Annotated in this window: 11 protein-coding genes and 1 pseudogene; all 12 read left to right on the top strand. The window is 63.8% G+C overall.

Annotation, left to right across the window (positions count from 1 at the left end; all coding sequences use genetic code 11):
- The first annotated feature begins 168 nt into the window (after nt 1-168).
- Nucleotides 169-2,553: a S9 family peptidase gene (locus CSC74_RS09275; protein ID WP_162314153.1), complete on the top strand. Its 2,385-nt coding sequence runs from the start codon at nt 169-171 to the stop codon at nt 2,551-2,553.
- A gap of 500 nt (nt 2,554-3,053) precedes the next feature.
- Nucleotides 3,054-3,599 carry a sigma-70 family RNA polymerase sigma factor gene (locus tag CSC74_RS09280; protein WP_162314154.1) on the top strand — a complete coding sequence of 182 codons (546 nt, stop codon included), beginning with the start codon at nt 3,054-3,056 and terminating at the stop codon, nt 3,597-3,599.
- A complete protein-coding gene (locus tag CSC74_RS09285; RefSeq protein ID WP_162314155.1) occupies nt 3,592-4,593 on the top strand; it encodes a FecR family protein in 1,002 nt (333 codons plus the stop codon). The genes CSC74_RS09280 and CSC74_RS09285 overlap by 8 nt, the downstream gene beginning before the upstream one ends.
- A 110-nt stretch (nt 4,594-4,703) precedes the next feature.
- Nucleotides 4,704-7,727: a TonB-dependent receptor gene (locus tag CSC74_RS09290; RefSeq protein WP_162314156.1), complete on the top strand. Its 3,024-nt coding sequence runs from the start codon at nt 4,704-4,706 to the stop codon at nt 7,725-7,727.
- 134 nt (nt 7,728-7,861) lie between these two features.
- Nucleotides 7,862-10,636 (top strand): S9 family peptidase, encoded by a 2,775-nt coding sequence (locus CSC74_RS09295; RefSeq protein WP_162314157.1) that lies wholly within the window; start codon nt 7,862-7,864, stop codon nt 10,634-10,636.
- A gap of 324 nt (nt 10,637-10,960) precedes the next feature.
- Complete coding sequence (locus tag CSC74_RS09300; protein WP_162314158.1) at nt 10,961-11,557, top strand: RNA polymerase sigma factor; 597 nt, start codon at nt 10,961-10,963, stop codon at nt 11,555-11,557.
- A gap of 6 nt (nt 11,558-11,563) precedes the next feature.
- Nucleotides 11,564-11,704, top strand: a pseudogene (locus CSC74_RS17730) (FecR/PupR family sigma factor regulator); the annotation flags it as partial.
- A 9-nt stretch (nt 11,705-11,713) separates the two neighbouring features.
- A complete protein-coding gene (locus CSC74_RS09305; RefSeq protein ID WP_246193100.1) occupies nt 11,714-12,598 on the top strand; it encodes a FecR family protein in 885 nt (294 codons plus the stop codon).
- 88 nt (nt 12,599-12,686) lie between these two features.
- Nucleotides 12,687-15,617 carry a TonB-dependent receptor gene (locus CSC74_RS09310; protein WP_162314160.1) on the top strand — a complete coding sequence of 977 codons (2,931 nt, stop codon included), beginning with the start codon at nt 12,687-12,689 and terminating at the stop codon, nt 15,615-15,617.
- Nucleotides 15,618-15,736: 119 nt separating this feature from the next.
- Entirely contained in the window at nt 15,737-17,905 is a 2,169-nt protein-coding gene (locus tag CSC74_RS09315; RefSeq protein ID WP_162314161.1) for a S9 family peptidase, read from the top strand.
- A gap of 68 nt (nt 17,906-17,973) precedes the next feature.
- Nucleotides 17,974-20,487 carry a S9 family peptidase gene (locus tag CSC74_RS09320; RefSeq protein ID WP_162314162.1) on the top strand — a complete coding sequence of 838 codons (2,514 nt, stop codon included), beginning with the start codon at nt 17,974-17,976 and terminating at the stop codon, nt 20,485-20,487.
- 138 nt (nt 20,488-20,625) lie between these two features.
- Nucleotides 20,626-22,887 (top strand): hypothetical protein, encoded by a 2,262-nt coding sequence (locus CSC74_RS09325; RefSeq protein ID WP_246193103.1) that lies wholly within the window; start codon nt 20,626-20,628, stop codon nt 22,885-22,887.
- Nucleotides 22,888-22,894 lie beyond the last annotated feature (7 nt).

The following is a 22,894-nucleotide window of genomic DNA, read 5'->3' on the forward strand; positions in this document are numbered from 1 at the left end:
GGAATGGCGCAAGGCTACGCATCTTGATTTCAATGGTGGGGTGTTCGCCTTCCGGTTCGTCTTGATAGGTAGCAAGACGTACTTTGGAACCAACCCACGGGCGCAGGTTTAGGCGCTCCTTTGCGCAGCGGACCAGACTCAATGACGCCAAGAAGCGGATTCGCCCTGTTGACGAAAGCGTTCCAACTGATCGTGCTCGCCGCCTTGATCGATGCCGTCCCGGCCCATGCGGCATCCGCCGCTGGAAAGCCGGGCAATCCCATGCCGTTCGACCTGGCGTTCAACCGGACCGACCTCCCCTGGACTGCGAGGCCTTCGATTTCGCCGAGCGGCGGTTTGCTGGCTTATACCGTTCGCAATCCACCGGTCCAGGGATCGGCCGATGCGCGTTATCTGCCCAACGGCCTGCCGGGTTCCGCGATGGGCAACCGTGTCTTCATCAGCGATACCGTTACCGGCAAGCGCACCGCGATCGGTCCGGAGGGATCCGATTGCTGGGCGCCTTCGATTTCGCCGGATGGCGCGCGGATCGCGTTCTACTGCGGCGCCGAACACGGCCTGCAGTTGTGGATCCATGAAATAAAACAGCAAAAGGATCGCCAACTGGGCGAAGCCCCGGTCAAGGCGATGCTGTGGAGCGGAGGCGAGCCCGCGTGGGCGCCGGATGGAACGGAGGTGTTCGTGCCTTTGGCGACGGACAATTCGCCGGTCATGCCCAACAACCTGAAACCGGAGGCGGTTGCGGGCCGTGCGCAGGTCGCCGAGCACCTTGCGGGCAACGAAGTTCCGCCCGCGCAGGCCGCCGGCGACGATATGGGCGACATGCAGGCGCACTACATGCGCGAAAACAACGCCACCCTGGCGGCGGTCGATGTCGCCACGGGCGCGGTGCGCGTCGTTGTCCCCGCGGATTCCACGCCTGCGCCGAGCGTGTTGCAGGTATCGCCCTCGGGCAAGTGGTTGGCTTACCTATCGGTGTTCCACAAGCCTGCATCGTTGCAGACGGTGACGCTGCACGATATCGCTCTTGTTTCCGCACAAGGCGGTCCGCCGCGCATGGTGGCGCCGGGACATCGCGTGACCGAAGGCGACTACTTCCTCAACGCCTACGCCTGGCATTCCTCGAAGGACCAGCTGTTCTGGACCGAGGAAGGAAAGCTTTGGACCTACGATGCGTCCGACGTTGCGGCGGCACCCCGACAACTGGCGCCCGGGCTGGCCGACGTCACTCGCCAACCGATCACCGTGACGCGCGACGGCAAAGCGGTGATCGTGGGCGTGAAACCGCTGGATCTGCACGACTACCGCGATCCCTATCCGCAGGCGCTGGCTCTGGTGCCGCTGGATGGCGGCGCCGCACGGATAGTCGATCTGCCGAAGGACCTGGTATTCCTCAAGTTGCTTACCCAGCAGGGTTCTACCGCCTGGCAACCGCAAGCGGACTCGGTGACGGTCCAGGCCCGCGACCCGGCCACGGCGCAGACCGTGATCGTGCGCATCGACTTGCGCTCCGGGGCGTACGCCACGCTATGGAAGGGGCTCGGGAGGATCCAGCTGGCAGGCGCATCGGGGGATCACGGTTCGTTCTTCGCAGCGTATGAGGACCTCAATACGCCGGTGGACTACTACCGCTTCAATGCCGCCTTCTCGAACAAGCGACGGGTATCCGAGCTCGAGCCGCGCCTGGCGGGTATGCGTTTTGGTCCGGTCGAAACCTTCGAGACCGCAGTACCGCAGTACGACGGCTCGGTGACCAACGTCACTACCGCGGTGCTGCTGCCGCCTGGCAGCAAGCGCGGCGATCGACTGCCGGGCCTGGTTTTCCTGTATCCGGGAGGAAAAGTCTCCAGATCGGCGGCGGAATTCGGTGGCGGGAGTCCGTCGACCGTACCCGTGTCCCTTTTCACCACGCGCGGCTACGCGGTACTGCTCGCGGAATTGCCGATCGGCCCGGACGGCAAGCCAGGCAATCCGATTCCCGAAATGGTCGATACCCTCATGCCCCAGATCTACCGTGCGGCCGAGCTCGGTTATATCGATATCAAGCGCATGGCCGTCAGCGGACAGTCTTACGGCGGCTACGGCACCGCATCGGTGATCAGCGGCACCAACATCTTCCGGGCCGCCGTGGCGATTTCCGGCTTGTACGACCTGCCGGGAGGCTATGCGTGGATGGGGCGCGACGGCGGCGATCCTTCGGCACGATGGGCTGAGACCGGTCAGGGACGCATGGGCACCCATCCCTGGGCCGATCTGCGGCGCTATATCGACAACTCGCCCTACTACCGCGCGGACCGTATCCAGACCCCGCTACTGATGCTGCATGGCCAAAGCGACAGCGCCTGTCCCGTGGAGGATGCGCGCAAGATGTTCAATGCGCTGAAGCGCCTGGGCCGTACCGCCCAGCTTGCGGAATATGTCGGCGATGGCCACGTCGTCTCCGAGTGGGCGCATGCCAATGCCGCCGACGCGGCGCAACGCATGGTGACTTTCCTCGACCGATACGTGCGCGACGTCCCCCCGGAACTTGCGCGACAAGATAATCGGAAATGACTGGGAGGGGCAGGGCGGTTCGCGATTCGCCTCGCTCCGCCCCTCATCGATTCCCGTTGCATGTCGGCGAACAGCGTTCCTGCACGAGGGAGAGGGACTAGCCGGTAGAGCGCAAGTACGGCCGTGGGCTCTCGCATCGCCATTGACCATCAGCGCCGATGGCACCGATGCCTCCCAGGACCAGGTCCCAGTCGAAGGCAATGGACACAGGCTCCAGGTTCGCATCCGGGCGGCAATGCCGCCGGGAGCACGACCCCATTGTCCGGTCGCGGCGCAACATCGATCAGCCAGGCAAAGGCCCGCTTGGGTGCCGATACCCCGCCTCTTCCGAGTCTGGCCTGTTGGCGTGCGGCGGACAGAAGCCCGGGTGATAACCCGGGTGGGGGTAATTCCGGCGACAAGTGTCTTATTCCAATGGCCTCTGTTCGCATGCCTTTCGGGTCGGGCGGAAACCAGGAAAAACGGTTGCTTTCGAGCAATTCCTAGGCGTAGTTTTAAGCATGGTCGAAACCGCTCATGAGCGTTTCTCGCATTTCTTCGCCGAGACCCGGCAGGGATTGCTGCGCTATGTGCGACGTCTGACCCGGTCCAAAGAGGCCGCGGAAGATATCGTGCAGGAGGCCTACGCAAGAACTCTCGAACAAGGGCAGCGGGTGCAGGCCCCCAAGGCGTTTCTTTTCATTACCGCACGCAACCTGGCCTGGAACGCGCAACGCCATCAACGCATCGCCGCGACCGACTCGGTAGGGGACGTGGACGAGACGGACATGCTGGAGAACGAAGGCGTCTCTCCCGAAGAGGCGGTTCTCTGCGACGAGGCGAACCTGCTGTTGAAGCAGGCGATAGAGAGGTTGCCTTCCCAATGCAGGGCGGCGTTCACATTGAAGGTATTCCACGCTTGTTCTTACAAGGAAATCGCGGATCGGCTGGGCATCTCCGTCAAGACGGTGGAGAAGCATATTTCGCGCGGCTTGCGCGATACGCACGCCTTTCTGCGTCGTCGCTACCAGATACCGGACAAGGAAGCGGGTCGGCCCCATGAGTGACATCCACTATCTTCCGAGCGTCGAAGACGCCGAACGCCAGGCCAGCGACTGGATCGCGCGGTTGCAGGCGGACGACGTCAGCGCCGAAGACCGCGCCGCGTTCGAAGCCTGGCACGATGCGCATCCGCGCCATGCACGTGCCTATGGGGAATTGACCGCGACCTGGAAGCAGTTCGTCGCGGCCGGCCGCACCGTGCGCACGGTCGCCTTCGGCAATGCGATGGAATCGGCCACTCGAACGCTGCGCCGGCGGTACGGGGTCATCGCCACTGCCGCTGCCGTCGTGTTGGCCGTAGTGGCCGCAAGCTGGCTGCAGTTGCGGACTCCGTCCACTTTCGAGACGGGTATCGGCGAGCATGCTTCGGTGGCGCTCCCCGACGGATCGCGTCTGGAACTCAACAGCAATAGCGCCGTGCAAGTGTCCTACAGCGACGCCGCGCGCGTGATCCGCCTGGACCGGGGCGAGGCGTTCTTCACCGTGGCGCACGACACCGAACGTCCGTTCTGGGTCCAGGCGGATAGAACATGGGTGCGCGCCGTGGGTACGGCGTTCAATGTGTACCGGCGGGAGCGCGACACCCAAGTCACCGTCAGCGAAGGACGCGTGAAGGTGGCCATCGCCAATATCCGCGAGGCGCCGTCCGACACGGCGCTGGCGCTGTTGCCGGTTTCGCTCCTGGGCGCCGGCCAGCAGGCCGAGCTGCGCGGCGCCAATACCAAGGTGCGTACCCTGGCCTTGCCTGACATCGGCCGTGAAATATCGTGGCGCGGGGGCACGGTCCACTTCGACAATCGTCCGCTGCATGAAGTGGTGAAGGAGCTAAGGCGTTACACGCCATTGCAGATCGAACTGGGGGCGGGCGCTCGGGATTTGCCGGTTGGCGGTACCTTTCAAACGAATCCGCAGGGTGCGGAAGCATTGCTCAGCATGCTGCACGATGGACTCGGCTTGCGGGTCAGGCGCGAGAATGGTGGGCGGGTTCATGTAGAGTGATCGCGTCGCACGATCGAGGTGGGGGAAATCGACTGTTCGCGGTTCGTTGTCCATGAAGGACGGTTTGCTATCGCAGCCGTATGGACATCACATAACCCGGGATCAGGCCGATGAAGCAAGCGCAAGTCCGCAGAGCCGTGTTGCACAAGGGCATCGCCAAGGCGTTGCATGCGGGAGTGTTCGCTACCGCGCTCTGCTTTTCCGTGCCCGGCGTCGCTTGGGCGCAATCCAGCGCGCCCGCCCAGTTCGACATTCCGGCACAACCGCTGTCGGCAGCGCTGAAGACCTTTGCGGATCAGGCGGGCATGCAGTTGCTGTATCGCGCCGAGGCCGTCGACCGGGTCATGGCGCGACCGGTGCAGGGCAGGCTGGACAAGCGCCAGGCTTTGCAGCAATTGCTGCAAGGGACGAATCTGGAAGTGATCTACAGCGCGGACGATGCGGCCACCATCCGGCCGAGATCGTCGGGGCCTTCCGGACGCGGCGAAAAGAAGACGATCGATGGGGCTGCCGATGCCGTGGCCGAGCCGGACGCGGCCGGCGCGGACCGGCCGGCCCGTGCGCAGCAAGCGGCAACCGATTTCGATGCGGTGCAGGTAACGGGATCGCGCCTGAGCCGAACCGAAGTCGAAGGACCGCAGCCTCTGCTGGTATTCAAGCGCGAGCAGATCGAACGCAGCGGCCAGAGTTCCGTGGTCGATTTCCTGCGTACTTTGCCGGAAGCGTCGGGCAGCGGCATCAACGTGGAATCCTCGTTCGGCGGTAACCCGCACGCGCAAACGGTCCAGCTGCGCGGTCTGCCCACCGGTCGGACCCTGGTGTTGTTGAACGGGCGGCGCATGCCGAACAGCGCGAGCGTCGACGGCGGGTTCGCGAATCTGAACAATATTCCGATCGGCGCCGTGGAGCGGATCGATGTGTTGCCCCAGGGCGCGTCCGCCATCTATGGCAGCGATGCGCTGGCGGGCGTCATCAACATCATCCTCAAGCGCGATGTCGATGGCGCGCATGTGAGCACAAGATTCGGGTCCGCCGATGGAACCAGCGACCGCAGGGCGTCGATCGTGTGGGGACACGCTTCCGATCGGGGCTCGATCACGCTCAACGCGGACTATTACGACCGCACCGCCTTGATGGCCGACGAACGCGAGCGACTGGACGATGTGGATTTCACCCGCGAGGGCTGGCGCAATCTGACCGGTACCGCCTGCGGCCCGGGCAATGTGTATTCCACCAACGGCGGCACCCTGCCCGGATTGAACGCGCCGTCGGGGGGAGTCCCCGGGGGGTTGACAGGAACCGCCACGATCGCGGACTTCGCCGGAACAGAGGGTCGGTTGAACCGGTGCTACGTGGGAGGCAGCACGCTTTTGTTTCCGGCCAGCCGCTTAGGACTGATGGGTGCGGCCGACTGGCGACTGGGCGAGCGCACGACCCTGTTCGCGGAAGCGTCCTACAACAAGGCGCATCACGAATATTTCTACCCCTTCACCCTGTCCAAGGTGCTGGTTCCGGCCGCCAATCCTTTCAATCCTTTCGGACAGGACGTTCTGGTCGATTACCGGTTCTCGGACGAATCGCTGGGATATGCGACCTCCGCGATCGATTCCAGAATGACGCGCGTGCTGCTCGGCGCGCGCGGCGACCTGGGCGGCGACTGGCAGTGGGAAGTGACCGGCTGGAACAGCCGCGAGCATATGTGGTCGATCTACCGGATTCCTAACCCCGGCTTTGCATCGCAATGGTTGTCCTCGATCGATCCGCAGACCGCATTGAATCTGTTCACGTCGGGGATGCCGGCGTCGCAGGACATTCTGGATGCCTATGCGGCTTCGCCCGGCGCCTACGCGCTCAGCCAGAACGATGCGGAGCGGGACGCCGTTACCTCGACCAAAGGAGCGAACTTCCTATTCAGAGGCAGCCTGGCCACTTTGCCGGCAGGCCCTCTTTCCCTGGCCATCGGCGGGGAGCGTCTGCGCGAATCTTTCGAGAATACCGGATCCAACCGTGGCGATTTCGGCGTCAGCCGCGATTCGGACGCAATCTATGCGGAACTGCGCGCCCCGGTGCTCTCGCGCGGGAACGGGGACGATGAAAAAAGCGAGTTGCTGACCCTCAGCGGCGCGCTGCGTCGGGACGACTACAGCGATTTCGGGTCGGCGACGGCGCCGCAGTTCGGGATCGAGTGGAGGCCGAGCAAGGGGTTTCTGGTGAGAGCCGCTTACGCCGAAGCGTTCCGGGCCCCGGATCTCTATTCCGTCTACGGGCCATCGAGTCGTGGCGTGTGGAGCGGCAGCGTGCTGGATCCGCGCCGCAACAACGAGAGGGCGGGTGACACCTACCTGTCGGGAGGGAACCCCGATCTGAAGCCGGAAACGGGAAAATCCCTGTCCGCGGGTCTGGTATGGAGCAGCACGCGCTGGGAGGGATTGAACGCATCGATCAACTGGTGGCGCATCGAAATGACCGATCGCATATCGAATTTCCCCAGCCTGCAATTGATCGTCGACAACGAGGATCTGTTCCCCGACCGGGTTATCCGCGAGGCGCCGCAGGGAGACGGGCTGCCCGGCCGCATCACCGAAATCGACTACAGCGCGCTCAACCTGGGCGACATCTGGGTGGAGGGCGTCGATCTGGGGATCGACTACCGTTTCCGCACGGCCCAGGGAAACTGGTTCGCCAGTCTGCGTACCACCAGGTACACGCGCTACGACGCATTGCTCAATCCGCAGGTCGGCACCAACGATTACCTGGCCAAGGCCAATACGGATATCTGGGTGCCCCGCTGGCGCGGGACGCTTGCGCTCAACTGGAGCCTCGATTCGTGGTCGGCGAGCATGACCGGGCGCTACGTCGGCCGCTATCGCGATTACAACCCGCTCACCAACGGCGTTTATCGGCAGCTCGGTAATTTCTGGACCATGGATGCGGACGTGCGCTGGGCGGTAGGCCAGGACCTCGCTGCGGGTAGCCGATGGTTCTCGAAAACGTTCGTCTCATTGGGTGCGGTAAACCTGCTCGACCGCGAGCCCGAGTTCTCGGCCACGACGACATCGGGATATGGATGGGACGGATCGCAGAACGATATCCGCGGGCGCTACGCCTACCTGGAGATCGGACTGAATTTCTGAGTCCGGTCCCGCCTTTTCGAATCAATCCTGGAAACGACGATGCTTCGACAGGCCGGCCGGCCGTCGGAGGCAAGTCCGCGCCGGCCTGAACGATTGCCGGTGGTCCTCCGAACTTCGATGGAGAAAGATCGCAAATGATTGACCGGCACAGTATCCCCTCAACCGCATCGGACGATCCGAAGCAGGATCGCCCGATGGATCTCCCGCGTCGCCGCTTCCGCTTTTTCGGAGCCGCCTTTGCCTGTCTCCTGTCGATGATCATGTCGATGATCAGTCCGGCTTCGCATGCGTCGACCAGGCACGGTCTCACGATAGACGACCTGCTCGGATTGAGCACACTCAACGGCGTCGACATATCGCCGGATGGCGAATGGATCGCCGCCAACGTGATTCGACCGGCGGGTCCGAACGAGGTGTACGGGCGGGCCTTCTACGAGATGGATCCGACCCGGGCCGACATCTGGCTGATCTCCAGCAAGACCGGCGAACGGCGCAATCTCACTCAGGGCGCGGCTGAGTCCAGCGGGTTCTGGTGCGCGACCTGGTCACCGGATGGCAGGCGACTGGCGATGCTTTCGACCAAACCGGAAGGGAATGAGCCGAAGGGCGGCGACAATGTCCGGCTTTATGTCTGGGACCGGGAAAAGGGAAGCATCACGAGATTGACGTCGAACGCGATGATGGCCCAGACGCTTGGCGGATCGGCGCTTTACCGCGTGGACATGCGTGGTCTGCATGGAGATGCGAGCGGCGGCGCGCGTTGCAGCGCCATGGAGAACGCTCCCTATCTGTGGCGGGACTCCACATCCATTCTCGCCCTCACCCTGCCCCAGGGCGAAGTGTCGGGAATCATCGATGCTTATTCGAGAGGCCTGAAGCATGCGGCCGGCACGCTGGGCGCACTGCACGACGGCACGACACCCACGGCGACGGCGGTCGAGAGCGGAAGCGGCATGCCCAAGCCGACGACCGCATCGCTTCAGCTGATCGACGTGATGACGGCCGGCACGCAGGAGATCGCGTCGCTGCCGATATATCCGTTCGACGGCGGCCTGCAGCTGACGATCGCGCCCGATGACCGGTCCGCAGCGGTTCTGGCGTCCATCGGTGCGATTCCCCACGCGGCCGGGCAGCATTTCGCGTATCCGTACGCATCCTGGGCAGTGGACAAGCAACTCGGCTTTGTCGATCTGATCCCCGGTTCGTCCGTCCGCTGGGTGCAGGAAATGCCCAAGGAAGGCAGGTATATCCTGGACCTGTTGTCCTGGGCGCCGGACAGCAGCAAGGTCGCGATCCGGGCGCGTCCCACTCCTTCGACGCTGGCGCAGAACCTGTTCGTGGTATCGGCGCGCGGCCTGTCGGCGGATCGCCTCAGCCCGCCCGGGATTTCGGTGATGGCCTCGGCGGCGGGTGCGGATATCCCCAACGCAAGCGCTGCGCTGTGGACGGAAGATGGACGCGTGCTCATGCGCGCCATTCGTGTCGAGAACGAGCTGTCTCCCTGGGAATGGTATTCGAGGCTGAACAAGGACGAATCGACGCCTCGAGTCGACTGGTGGGCATTCGCCCACGATTCGGAGCCCGTGAACATCACCAAGGAGATGCCCAAAACGCCGGTCAGCCTTCGGCCCGCAGCCGTGTCGAACGAGTACGTGGGAATCGCAGGAGAGGATTTGTGGTCTCTCGATATCGAAAGCGGCAAGGCCAGAAAGCTGAATGAGGCGGCTCTCCCCGCGGGCGCCGAGATCGTTTGGCCGCTTGCGCAGGGCACGACTTCGGAACTGCTCATCGCCGGGAAGAGGAAGGAGCGGGGGCGGCCGGTGGTACGCGCGGTATTGCATGTAGGCAGCGCGTCCCTCACGCCCCTGGCTGTTCCCGGTCCCGCAGCCGAGCTTGAAACGTATGCTCCAGCGCGATCGATGGCGCTGTTCCGCGATCCCACGCCTGCCGGCGCTTTCCTGTGGTCGACGGACACGGGTGGAAAAAGCAAGAAGCTGCTGTCGCTCAACGAGCAGATGGCGAACGTGGCGTGGGGCGAGAAGATGCTGTTCGACTACCGCGGGAACGAGGGGGATGCGTTGAAGGCGGCGGTGATCCTGCCCCCCGACTACAAACCCGGGCGCAAGTACCCGGTGCTGGTGTGGGTATATGCGGGATCGGTGGTGCGCGATCTGAACAATTACTTCCTGGCCACTTATCAACCCGGCCAGTACAACCTGCAGCTTTATGCCGCCAAAGGCTACGTCGTGCTTGTTCCGAGCATGCCGCTCAAGCCCGACGGCGCGAAGAACGACGACTACATCGATCTGCCCAAGGGCGTCATGCCGGCGGTCGATCGCTTGATAGACCTTGGTATCGCCGATCCCGATCGCCTGGCGGTGATGGGCCAGAGCTACGGCGGATACAGCACCTACTCGCTGGTGACGTACACCAACCGTTTCAAAGCCGCGATCGCGATGGCCGGATTGACCGACCTGGTCAGCGCATACGGACAGTTCGATACCACAGCCCGTTCCTATCCGGGCATCGAGCACCAGAAGTCGGCGAACTGGGGCCTTTCGGAAGGCGGGCAGATCAGCATGGGCGGACCGCCATCGGAAGACCTGTGGCGCTACCTGCGCAATTCTCCGCTGTACTTCGCGGATCGAGTGCAGACGCCGCTGCTGCTGATCCACGGCGAGCAGGATATCCGCGGCCCGATGACGCAGGCGGAAGAATTCTTTTTCGCGCTGTACCGCAAAGGCAGCCGCGCGAAACTGCTGCGCTACTGGGGCGAAGATCATGGCCTGCGCCAGTCGCCCGCCAATGTGCGCGACATCGTCGACGAGATCTTCGCCTGGCTGGAAACCAATATGCCGGAAAAGGCAGCGCCGACGCCGGCTGCGGCCGAGACGGGGAGACCCAACTAGGTCGAGGCGCGAGCATCGTTCCGCATAAGGCGCCGGTCCTGGAACAACCGGTCGGGAAGCCGTGCACAGGCTTGGCACGGCATCGCGCATCCGCTGTGGCTGTCGCCGGATGGACAGGCGACGGCCGGTGCTAGACGCCGTCGAAGGCAAGCACCCTACCGAACCGATCGAAAATATTCGCACGTTGCCGGAGACGACATTACATTCATTATTTTCTGGCGATTCCTGCGGACATTCCTCCTGAAACAGCCTTGTCATTGTTTGGTGGAAGTGAGAAATTTACGTTAACAGTGCTCTCCCCCGCCGGAGCTGCGAATCAGGTCCATGACGCACGGCCCCTACATCGCCGGTCAGGAACTATTGCTCGATTCCACGGATTCGATCGACGAGTCCGGCATGGGCTCGGAGCTGAGCTTCGATGCATTCTTCATGGAGCACCGGCGCGCGCTTTCCGCGTTCCTGCGGCGCCGTACCGCCACCGAAGACGATGTGCAGGAGATTGTGCAGGAGAGCTACATGCGCATCCTCCATTACGGCTACGGCGATTCCAGGCCTGCCGTGGTCTGGAAATCGCTGCTGTACCGGATCGCGGCGAATCTGGCGGTGAGCCGCCTGCGTTCCGACCGCGCGCACAACGTGGCCGGGCAACAGTCGCTGGAGGATGTGGAGCTGGTGTCGGACGCGCCCTCCCAAGAGAGGACGGTGCTGGCGCAGCAGGAGCTGGAATTGATCCGCGAGGTGATAGGCGGGCTCTCGCCCAAGTGCAGGAAGGTCTTTCTGCTCAGCCGCACCCATCACAAGACCTACCCGGAAATCGCCGAGTTGTGCGGCATCTCGGTGAAAATGGTCGAAAAGTACGTATCGCAGGCCTTGGCCGCCCTGCGGGTCGCGGTAGGGGGATGCGGGGGAGGGGCGTCTTAGATGGTCATGTCTACTAGTAATCCAGCCAGGGAACAGGCCGAGGCCTGGTTCGCGCGCCTACTGGCACCCGATTTCTCGGACGTCGAGCGCGCCGCGTTCGAGCGATGGTGCAATGACGCGCCCCAGAACGCCCAGGCCTTCGCCGCGACCGAATCGTTGTGGCAGCGGCTCGAAGGCCTCGAAGACGATGAGGTCATAGGACCATACGCACAGACGGCACTGGAGCCCGAGCCGGACCCGATGGCGGACTGGACGGCCGCCGTCCAGCAACGGCGCGGGCAAGCGTCTCGCGGCTCGACTCGCCGCCGCAGGAGGATGCCGATCGCATTGTTCGCGAGCCTTTTCCTGTGCGCGCTGAGCCTGGGCCTGGCGATCCGGTTCTGGCCGGACCCGCAGCAGCTCTACCAGAGCGGGGACCGTCCTTACACCATCGTCCTGGCCGATGGCTCGCGCATTCAGATGGATCTGGCCACGCAGTTGGAAGTCGATCTGAAGCCCGGCAAGCGGGACTTGCGGCTGCTGCGGGGGCGCGCGATCTTCGAAGTGGCGCATGACGCGAAGCGGCCATTCGTGGTCGATGCCGGAGGAGGACGGATCACCGCACTCGGAACCCGCTTCCAGGTGGACCGGCAGGACCAGGGGAGCGTACTGGTGACCCTGGTGGAAGGTTCCATCGCACTGCAAAGCAGCGAGCAGGAAAAATCGGACGGATCGGATCGGATCCGACTGGTCGCGGGAGAGCAGGCCCGGTATTCGCGGATGCGTTCCGCGTGGACGCGGCAGGATGCGAATGTCATGTCCGCGATCAGTTGGTCGGAAGGATTCCATGTCTTCAGCGCTACGCCGCTTTCGGCGGCGGTGAAGGAGATCAACAAGTATTCGGCGGTGAAACTGCGATTGGCCGACCACTCGCTGGATGGCCTGGTGTTGAGCGGAAACTTCAAGATCGGCGATGCGCGGAACATCTCGGTTGCGCTGCCGGCCGTGCTTCCCGTGCAGGTAACGAATGCGCCGGGAGAAATTATCGTTACGAAACGGTAGGGGGTATCCCGACCAGGGCGTCTCAGGTTGATGGCGGTTCGATGGCAATGGCGCCACGGATCCACAACAGCCACAAGGAAAAACGCCAATGACGGGGATTCCGCGGTGCAACAAGGCATTGCATGTTTTCAAGCGTGTGTGCCTGGCTTCAATGATCACGCTGGCGCTCGCCGGCAATGTGCTTGCGCAAACTGAAACGGATCTGCAGGAATACGACATTCCGTCCGGCAACCTGATCCAGACCGTCAACGGAATAAGCCAGAAGAGCGGCGTACAGATCGTCTACGACATCGAACTCTTGCGCGGCAAGAGCATCGGCACGATCAAGGGCCGCCTGTCGACCACGCAGGCCCTCGACAAGGCGCTGGCGGGCACGGGACTGACCTACGAGTTCATCAATTCCAGCACCGTGGTGCTGAAGAAGGGCGCGCCCACCCCCGCGCCGCGCACCCGCGCTGCCCCCGTGCCTGCGCGCGATCCGGCCAGCGGCGCGCGCACGTCCGATCCGGCCACCAACCTGGATACGGTGCGTGTCACCGGTTCGCGACTCAAGCGCAGCGAATTCGAAGGCGCCTCTCCCGTGATCCGCATCGATCGCCAGGAGATCGAGCGCACGGGCGTTTCCACCGTGCGCGAGCTGATAAATTCGATACCGCAGGCCGCGGTGGCGATGGACGAATCGGGTAACAACAGCTGGCTGGGGTCGGCGACCGTACAGCTGCGCGGCCTGAGCTACGGCTCGACGCTGATCCTGATCAACGGGCGTCGCGTCAACGCTTCAGGTGCGCAGGCTTCGCGCAATTTCTTCGACCTCAATACCATTCCGCTGGAGGCGATCGAGCGCGTGGAGATCCTGACCGATACCGCGTCCGCGATCTACGGCGGCGATGCCATCGGCGGCGCCATCAACTTCATCCTGCGCAGCAATTACGATGGCGCGGTGGCCAGGGCGCGCTACGGAACCTCCTACGAGGGCGATGCGACCGAAGAATCCACGTCCTTTCTGCTGGGTGGATCCGGCGACCGGTTCGAAGGCACCCTGGTATTCGAGCATTTCACGCGCGACGCCTTGCGCGCGCTGGATCGCGATGCTACCTCGACCTGGGACTTTCGCGACCGCGGCGGATCGGACGGTCGTTCGGTCAACAGCTTTCCCGCCAATATTTTCGCCTTGCCCGGTACCGGCAATCTGCCGGGACTCAACAACACCTTCGCGGGCGTACCGGCGGGCACCAACGGCATCGGCCTCACCCCCGCCGATTTCGCCGGGACCGACGGCGTGCTCAACTACTCCGACGTTTCGCCGTGGAATGTGATCGCACCCAGCACCACGCGCATCGGCGTCATGGGCAATGGGCGCTATCGCCTGGACAACGGCATCTCGTTCTATGGCGAGCTGATGCATACTCGTGCCGAGCAATTGGTCGAAATCGCGTCTGATTCCGTCTATAGCGGCGATTTCGGTTTCGTCACCGTGCCTGCCACGAATCCCTTCAACCCCTTCGGCGTGGACGTCGGCGTGAACTATCGCTTCGTCGATCTGGGGCCGCGCCAGGACGACGCAGTTACCAACTTCACCCGCCTGGTGGTGGGAGCGGAGGGCAGTTTCGCCGGATTGGACTGGGACGTGAGCCTGCTCTCGGACAAGGACGAGAACACCACCGTCGAGCGCAATTACATCGACATCGATCGGGTCCGTGAATATCTGAACATGACCGATCCCAACGTCGCGCTCAACGTGTTCTCCAGCGTTTCCGGGAGCAACAATCCCGCGACCCTGGATGCGATCCGCCTGAAGGATACGTACTGGCAAAGTACCGGCGCGACCATGCTGGAGGGGTCGCTTTCCGGCGGTTGGGACATGTTCGGCACCCGACTGCTCTACTCGTTCGGCGCAGCAGGGCGCCGCGAATCGCTCAAGTGGGATACCGCAACCACCACTATCGATGAACGTCGCGATATCAATTCGGTGTATTTCGAAGCGTCGCTTCCGTTCGCCCGGGAGGCGGGCAAGCGACTGGAGTTCAATGTCGCCGGTCGCTACGACGATTACAGCGACATGGGATCCTCGTTCAACCCGCAGTTCGGTGCGGTCTGGAAGCCGGCCGACTGGCTGTTGTTGCGCGCTTCGGCGGGTACCGCATTCAAGGCGCCTTCGTTGTACGACATGCACGCGCCATTGAGAATTACTCCCTCGTCTTTCCTAAACGATCCCTTGCGGAACGACGAAGCGGTCGAGATCGAGACGCGTTACGGCGGCAACCCCAACGTCAAGCCGGAGGAAGGCGAGTCGGTCACCGCCGGATTCATCATCGAGCCGCAATCGGTCCCGGGCCTGTCGTTCGGCGCCAGCCTCTTCCGGGTCAAGCAGACCGACTTCATCACCCGCTTCTACGACTACAACGTGATCCTCTCCAATCCCGATCTGTTCGGCGATCTGATCTATCGTGCCGATCCGACCGCCGCGGACATCGCTGCCGGGCTTCCGGGCCGATTGCTGCGTCTGGATCTGACCACGCTCAATTTCGGTCAGGTGGTGGTGGAAGGCATCGACTTCGAAGCGGCGTACGCGTTCGAAACTCAGGGCTGGGGAAACTTCGTCTGGACCTTGAAGGGTAGCTATGTGGACAGCTATGAAGTGCTGCTCAGCCCGGGCGCCTCGCCGACCGAGGAAGTGGGCCATGCCAACCGCGCCGGTTATCCGGTGAAGCTCAAGGGTAATACCGGACTGCAGTGGAGCAAGGGAGGGTGGAGCGCCAGTCTGCTGGCCCGCTATCTGCACGGCTACCTGGACTACGACGCCATCCGGCACATGCCTTCGCAATGGTGGTATGACGTGCAGGCCGGATACGATTTCGGCAGGGCGCGCGACAGCGACAATGGCTTCAGCGTCAATGTCGGCGTCATCAATGCGTCGAACAACCAGGGCAGGTTTTCCAACAACTTTTCCGGGTACGACTTCCAGCAAGCGGATCTGCGTGGCCGGTATTTCTACGCGAACGTGAAGTACAAGTTCTAAGTTCCGGTCCGCGGCGCGGTTTCCAGCGCCGGCAGACGATCCCAACGATCCGAGGTTGCTCCGCTTTCCATGAGCGGGTCGCCATCGGCTTGACCGAAACAAGCTATTGCGAGGTAGGAATGTCGATTTCCATGCGTTCGGCGGTGCTTTCTTTGCTTCTTGGCCTGGCCTCGCCGCTTGTCTCCGCCGGGCCGGCGGTTGCAGAAGGAGCGGATCAGGACGTTCTCGCGTTGGTGCGGGCGCCGGGATTCTTCAGTCCGGTGCTTTCGGAAGACGGGCGTTGGCTGGCTTATCTGCGGCGCACCACCTCGCTCGAAGAAAACGGCTATCGGTACGCCGCTGTCGTCCGATCCGCGGACGGCAGCGGCACCGAGCGGGTGCTCGTCGAGGGCAAGATCATCACCAGTCCCTACGGGGGAGGCTTCCTGGCGTGGTCGCCTGTGGGCGAAGAACTTGCCTTCAGCGTTCCGGGCGGCGGCGGGATCGAACTGTATTCGCCGGCCACGCAGGCGCGCCGGAAACTGGCGATTCCCGCCTCGGCAAAAAGATTGTTCACGGTGGGTACCAGCGGCTTCAAGTGGTCGCCGGACGGCAAGAGGATCGCTTTCACCGCGCCCGATCCGGAAGCTGCGGATTCCAACGGCGGCACGCCCGATCCGAACGTCGGCTCGGAGCTGGACGAAAACTGGGATCCGGTGCGAGCGGCCGGCACCCCCGACGCGCTGCGCTCGTTTCCGCACCAACCGGCGCTGCTGTGGGTGATGGGCCTGCAGGATGGAAAGACGAAGCGCCTGACCGGCAAGACCCTGGATGTGATGGCCTACTCATGGGCTCCCGACGGGCGCCGATTGGCGGTGTCTGCGGGCATCGATTTCCGTTTGACGCGGTCCGGTCTGGGCGCGGACCTGTATGTGGTGGACAGTGTGGACGGCAGCAGCCGGCCATTGCCCACGCAGCGCGGCGGCGGAATGGATCCGGCCTGGTCTCCGGATGGGAAGTGGATCGCCTTCACTTCGCAGATGCCGTTCACGACCGATGCCGCGCCCTACAATCTGCGCCATAACAGGAGCCTGTACCGGATAAAAGCGGACGGCAGCGAAGCGGCTGCCGATCTTCTGGCCGATGCGCGTCGGCACCCGTGGTTGCCGGTCCACGTGAGCAACCTGGTGTGGTCGGCCGATAGCCGGGATCTTTACTTCGAAGGCGGAGCCGAATTGCGGTCCGGCGCTTTCCGCGCGCGGCCGGATGACATGGCCGTTTCCGCGGACACGCCGCGCGATGCGCTTGCCCAATACGGTTCGTGCGGCCGCAATGCGCGGGGTGCGGTCGCCTGCGTCCGCCAGGCGCCCACGAAGGCGCCTGAAATCGTGGTCCGCGATGTGCCAGCGGGCGACTGGCGCGTGCTCGAACGCTGGAACGGGGACCGGATCTTCGACGGATTGTCCAGCGAGATCGTCCAATGGCGCAGTGCGGACGGCAAATGGGACGTGCACGGCATCCTGATCAAGCCGCCGGGTTTCGATCCCCGACGCAAGTACCCGCTGATGGTTTATGTCGAGGGTGGACCGAGCATGGTGCGAGCGGAGTTCGGTGTCGCCAGCCAGTATCCGTTGCTGGCCTGGGCCCGGCGTGGTTACCTGGTGCTGGCGCCGAATACGCGGGGCAGGTCGGGCTACGGGCCCGCGTTCAGTGCCGCGATCGCCGACGAGCGCAGCGAGCACATCGGCCCGCATGGCGATGTCGTGTCCGGCGTGGATGCATTGGTGAAGCAAGGCATCGTCGATCCGCAACGCATGGGCATCACCGGCTTCAGTTATGGCTTCGGTCTGGGGTTGGAGACGATCGCGCAAACGCAGCGTTTCCGCGCCGCTTCGCTGGGCGACGGCGTCGTGGAGATGCTGAGCGTGGCCTACAGCCAGGCGGCGATGCCGTGGTACCAGGACCTGCTGCGCGACCTGGCCGGCATAGAAAACATGACCACGCCCGCCGGCGTCGAAGGACTGTTGCGCGAGTCGCCCTTGATGCGGATCGGAAACGTCAAAACGCCGGTGCTGGCGGAGTTCGGCAGCATCCATGGCATGGCCGCCACGCAAGGCCGGATCCTGCTGCATGCGCTGCGCCTGCAAGGCGTGCCGGTGGAGCTCATTGCATATCCACGCACCGGACATGGTGTGGTCGAGCCCCTGCTGCGCATCGACAGCATGCGCAGGAACCTGGAGTGGTTCGACTACTGGATACAGGGGAAAGGCACGCCACGCATGACCGAGCGCTACGGAGCGAAACAATGATTCGAATGAAGACGATGATGCGGCGTCGCGACGCCGCGTCCCGGGGCAGGACAACGTGCGGTCTCTGGATGGGAATTCTACTGCTGTGCGCCTCGCTGCTGGCACAGGATCTCGCGGCGGCGACCAAGAGCAATTCGGGAAGGCCGTTCCGCATCGACGACATCTTCGAGATAGAAAGCCTCGGTCGCTACTACGGCGGACCGTATTCGTTCTCCGAGAACGGCACGCTCGCCTTTACCCGCGTACGTCCGAAACGCGAGCTCACCAATCACAAATGGGAATACCTGTGGGGCAACGCCGGCAGCGATGTGTGGTTGCAGTCGGGCGACGATGCGCCGGTCAACCTGACCAAAGGAATCGAAGACGGATCGGGCTGGTGGGCTCCAGAATGGTCGCCGGATGGACGTTACCTGGCGATGCTGTCCACGCGCGGGGGCAATGTGCACGCCTGGGTGTGGGACGCGCGGGCGCGCCAGTTGAAATTACTCTCCGAACTGGGCGTGGATACGGCCAAGATCCATGCGCGGCCCTATACCTGGGTCGATGGCGGACACCTTTTGCTGCCGGTACTACCCGAGGGCGAACAACCCTTGGGCATGCGCATCGAGCTGGCGACGCCGCAGATCGCCAGCCGCGAATGGCCGAAGGTCGTTGCTGGCAAGGAAACCACCGCCAGTGTGCTGGACAGCGGCGTTCCCGTGGATCTTTCGACCCGACCGCAGGGCCAGTTGCTGCTGGTGGACATCGCAGCCGGCACATCGTCGCGAGTGGTCGAAGGCAGCACGCTCAACCTGCAGTTGTCGCCACGCGGCGACGCGGTCGCTTTCGTGCGCACGGTCGGGATGTATCGTCCCAGGAAAGGCGAGCCGCTTCCGTTCGCGGCCTCGGATACCTATGAAATCGGCCTGGCCACGCTCGCGGGCGAGCGCATCCACATCGACGGCCCGAGCAGCCCCAACGTGCTCGCCGATTCGGTACGCTGGTCGCCGGATGGCGCGACCCTGGTTTTCCTGGGTTATCCGGAGGCGGGACGCAGCGGTTCGCCTTCGCTCTACTACGTGGATCTGCAGAGCCGGAAATCGACCGTGCGCGCGCTGGACGAACTGGACGCCTCCGCCATCGTGCGCGAGAACGAACGGATCGAATGGACCGACCGGGGAGCGCTGCTGCTGTACGCCGCGCGCCGCGAAGGCAGCCGTGCGCCGGACGTGACTGCGCGCCGGGACTGGTGGTTGCTGGATCGCGAAGGCGACCCGCGCAATCTGACGGCTTCGATGGCCAAGGTGCCTTCGGAGCTCTGGGTGGAGCCGGGCCATGGGAGTTTCGTCGGACTGGCGGACGGCGAGATATGGCGCATCCGCGCCGATGCGCCCGCGCAGAATCTCACCGAAGCGTTCTCGCCCTCCATCGCGTCGCTGCAATGGCCCGTCTACGGCAACAACGGACAGGAACAGTGGCCGCGCCAGAGCGAGGTCTATCGCAAGTTGGTCCTGGAGGCCGGCGAAGGCGACAACGCCCGGCCCTTCTCGCTGGACCTGGCCACTGGTCGCGTGGAATCGATCAGGACGCCGGCCGCGCGCGCCGAGCTCAAGGCGTTCGATCCGCGCAGTGGCGATGCCCTGTTCCTGCGCAACGACGGCGAAGGATTCCGCCTGTGGCGCACTGCTGCCGGCAGCGCCCGCGCGCTGTCTTTGATCGACGCCAACGGCTTCCTCAACGAGATCAGGCCCGCCTCCGCACAACGTTTCAGTTACACCAGCCTGAGCGGCCAGAAACTGGAAGCCTGGTTGCTGTTGCCGCCGGAACACCGCAAGGGCGAACGACTGCCGCTGCTGACCTGGGTCTACGCTGGATCGATGGCACGCGCCACGCCGCCGTCGATCGCCGACCTCGCCTCGGCCAGTTCGTTGAACATGCAGATCCCCGTTGCGCATGGCTACGCGGTGCTGGTTCCCAGCATGCCACTGGGCCCGGAAGGCGCTGCGGACGACCCGATGTTGCGCCTGCCCGAAGGCGTGCTACCGGCGGTCGACAAAGTCGTGGAGATGGGAATCGCCGATCCCAAGCGCCTGTACCTGATGGGGCAGAGTTTTGGCGGCTACTCGACGTATGGACTGGTGACGCAGACCGATCGCTTCGCCGCTGCCGTCTCGCTGGCGGGACTTTCCAACCTGGTCAGCCTCTACGGCCAGTTCGATGCGCGCCAGCGTTACGGCGACCATCCGCAGGAGAACCTGTTCCAGATGGCGCTCAGCGAATCGGCGCAGATCCGCATGGGCGGACCGCCCTGGGAGGAACTGAACCGCTACCTGCGCAACAGCCCGATCTTCCAGGTGGACAGGGTCAACACGCCTCTGATGATCGTGCAGGGCGATGTCGATTATGTCGCCATCCAGCAGGGCGAGGAGTTCTTCAATGGCCTGTATCGCCAGGGCAAGCGCGCGCGCTTCGTACGCTACTGGGGCGAAGGCCACGTGCTGGAAAGCCCGGCCAACATCCGCGACATGTGGCAGCGGATCTTCGAATGGTTCGACGCATTCCCGGCCGAAGGCAAGGGCGCGTCCGGGGGGGAAGGCAGTTGAGGTGGCATCGCATCGAGGATGCGCACCAACCGACGTAGGGAGTTTGCTTCCCGGCGCGCCTTTATCGAAGGACGGCATGCATCGCCCGACTTCGCCACTTTTTCCAACGCACAACGCACGAGGCAGGAAATGAGTTTGATGGACAGAATGCGGGCGAAAAGCCTGCACGCAGCGGCATTGCTGCTGCTATTCACCGCATCGATGTCGCCTGCCTCGGCCGCCCAGGTGCGTGGGGCGACGGTCGAGGATGCCATCGCGATGGTGCGCATCCAGCATGGCGTCACGCCCGAGGACGACGTCGCGGCTTTCTCGCCGGATGGCTCGCAGGCGGCATTCGTGACCTGGCGCGGCGATCTGGCCCGCAACACCAATGTTTACGAGCTGCGTCTTGTCGACCTGCGGTCACCGCTTGGCGTAAGACCGCCGCACATCGTGCTGACGCGGGAATTCCCGGGCGAGCGGCGCGACCAGCAGGCCTCGCCGATCAAGCAGCTGCGTTTCGTGCAGGGCGGGAAAGCGATCAGCTACCTCGGCCTTGACAGCGCTGGCCTGGCACAAGCCTATCTGCTTGATCTCGCGACCGGCACCGAAACCCAGCTTACCCGGCATCCCAGCGCGATCCGGACCTTCACCGTCGGGCCGGATGGCAAGTTGCTCGCGTTTTCGGCCGTTCTGAATCCGGAAGACGGCAGCGCGCAGCGCATGGAAGACGACGGCGTCTTCATGTGGGATACCGACGTCTTCCCGACGCCTTCCAAGTTCACCCTGATCTCGCCGGTCCTGTCGCGCATGAATGGATGGAATGCGATCCGCCAGTATTTCCTGGTCGAAGGCGGGCGGAATCGCCTCATCTTCGATACGCGGCAGAGCCGTCCTGCACTGCCGCTGGACCTGAAGGACGAGAAAGTGGCCGCGGCGCCGACCCAATCGCTGGTCGACGACAGCAGCCTGCCTTTCGCCGTGCTTCCCGCGTCGCCGGACGGCAAGCATCTGTTGTTGTATCCGTATCAATTGACCGAACATCCGATGCATCCGGAGAAGTACGCCTACTACGGCGCTCCGCACATGAACGCCTACACGCACCGCACCGCACCGCTGGTGGGCGTGGTCGACGTGGCCACCGGCAGGATCGAGCCGCTGGTCGATGCCCCGAGCCCGCAATTCGAACGCTACGAGAGCGGTGCGCCGTTGTGGTCGCCCGACGGCAAGTCCGTCATCGTCTACACCTTGTCGCCCGAACGCCCCGCCGATCCGCCGTCGTGGGTCGAAGTCGATCTCGACACGCATCGCGTGTCGCCGCTGGGACTGGAAAAGGATTCCCGGCCACTGGCATGGGCCGGGGATGGCCGTACCCTGGTGCTCAGCCGCAAGGGCGAACAGTTCGGCAGGCTGGCGCGCGGAAGCGGCCGTGCCTGGGGAAAGGCCGTCTACACCGGCGCGGTGAAGGGCTTCAATCCGGACTGGTCCGTGGCCAGCGACGGCAGGCTCGTGCTGGGCGTACGCGACGGGCTGCGAGCGGCGCCGGAACTGGTCGCATTCGATCCGGCGACGCAGCAGAGCACGCCGCTGACCGATCTCAATCCGCAACTGGCGGCCTTGCGTCTGGGTGAGATCGCGCCTTATCACTGGCAAAGCAAGGCGGATGCGCCGGCGGACGGTTTCCTGGTCAAACCCGTGGATTACCAGCCTGGCAAGCGCTATCCGCTGGTGATACTGCTGGACGACGGCACGCTGCACAAGGAAGGCGAGCCCTACTTGCTGGACGGTGCCTGGCAACTGAGCGGGCATGCCACGCAGATGCTGGCGGCGCAGGGTTTCATGGTGCTTTATACGCGCGAGCCGCCGATGCGCGACGTGGTCGAAACGCCCGCCGAAGGCGAACGCATACGCACGTACACCGAGGCCGCCGTGGCCAAACTGGACAGCGAAGGGTTGATAGACCCGTTGCGGATCGGAATCGCGGGCTGGAGCCGCGCCGGCTATTACACGTCGTACCTGCTGATCCATTCCTCGATCAAGTTCGCCGCTGCCAGCAATATCGATGGCGGCGCCTCCGAGTACACCGACCGCCTGCGGCCCTTCACCGACGAAGAGCTCAAGCGGGTGAGCGCGCCGATCCTGTTCAATTCGCATGGACTGTGGAGCCTGGTCTACCACGGCGCGATGGCGGACCGGCTGCTGGCGCTGAATCGTCCGGCGGACATCCTGTATTTCCAGAGCGCATCGCATTCCACCACGCGGCCGCAGCATCGTCTGCGCTCGCTGGGAAGCAATATCGATTGGTGGCGCTTCTGGCTGATGGACCAGGAGGATCCGGATCCGGCCAAGGTCGCGCAGTACGCGCACTGGCGCGGCTTGCGCGACATGCGGGCGAAGCCGGCCAGCGGGGTCGGGAAATGAGGACCGC

This window comes from Pseudoxanthomonas yeongjuensis (assembly GCF_010093345.1).
GTDB classification, from domain to species: Bacteria; Pseudomonadota; Gammaproteobacteria; order Xanthomonadales; family Xanthomonadaceae; genus Pseudoxanthomonas_A; species Pseudoxanthomonas_A yeongjuensis.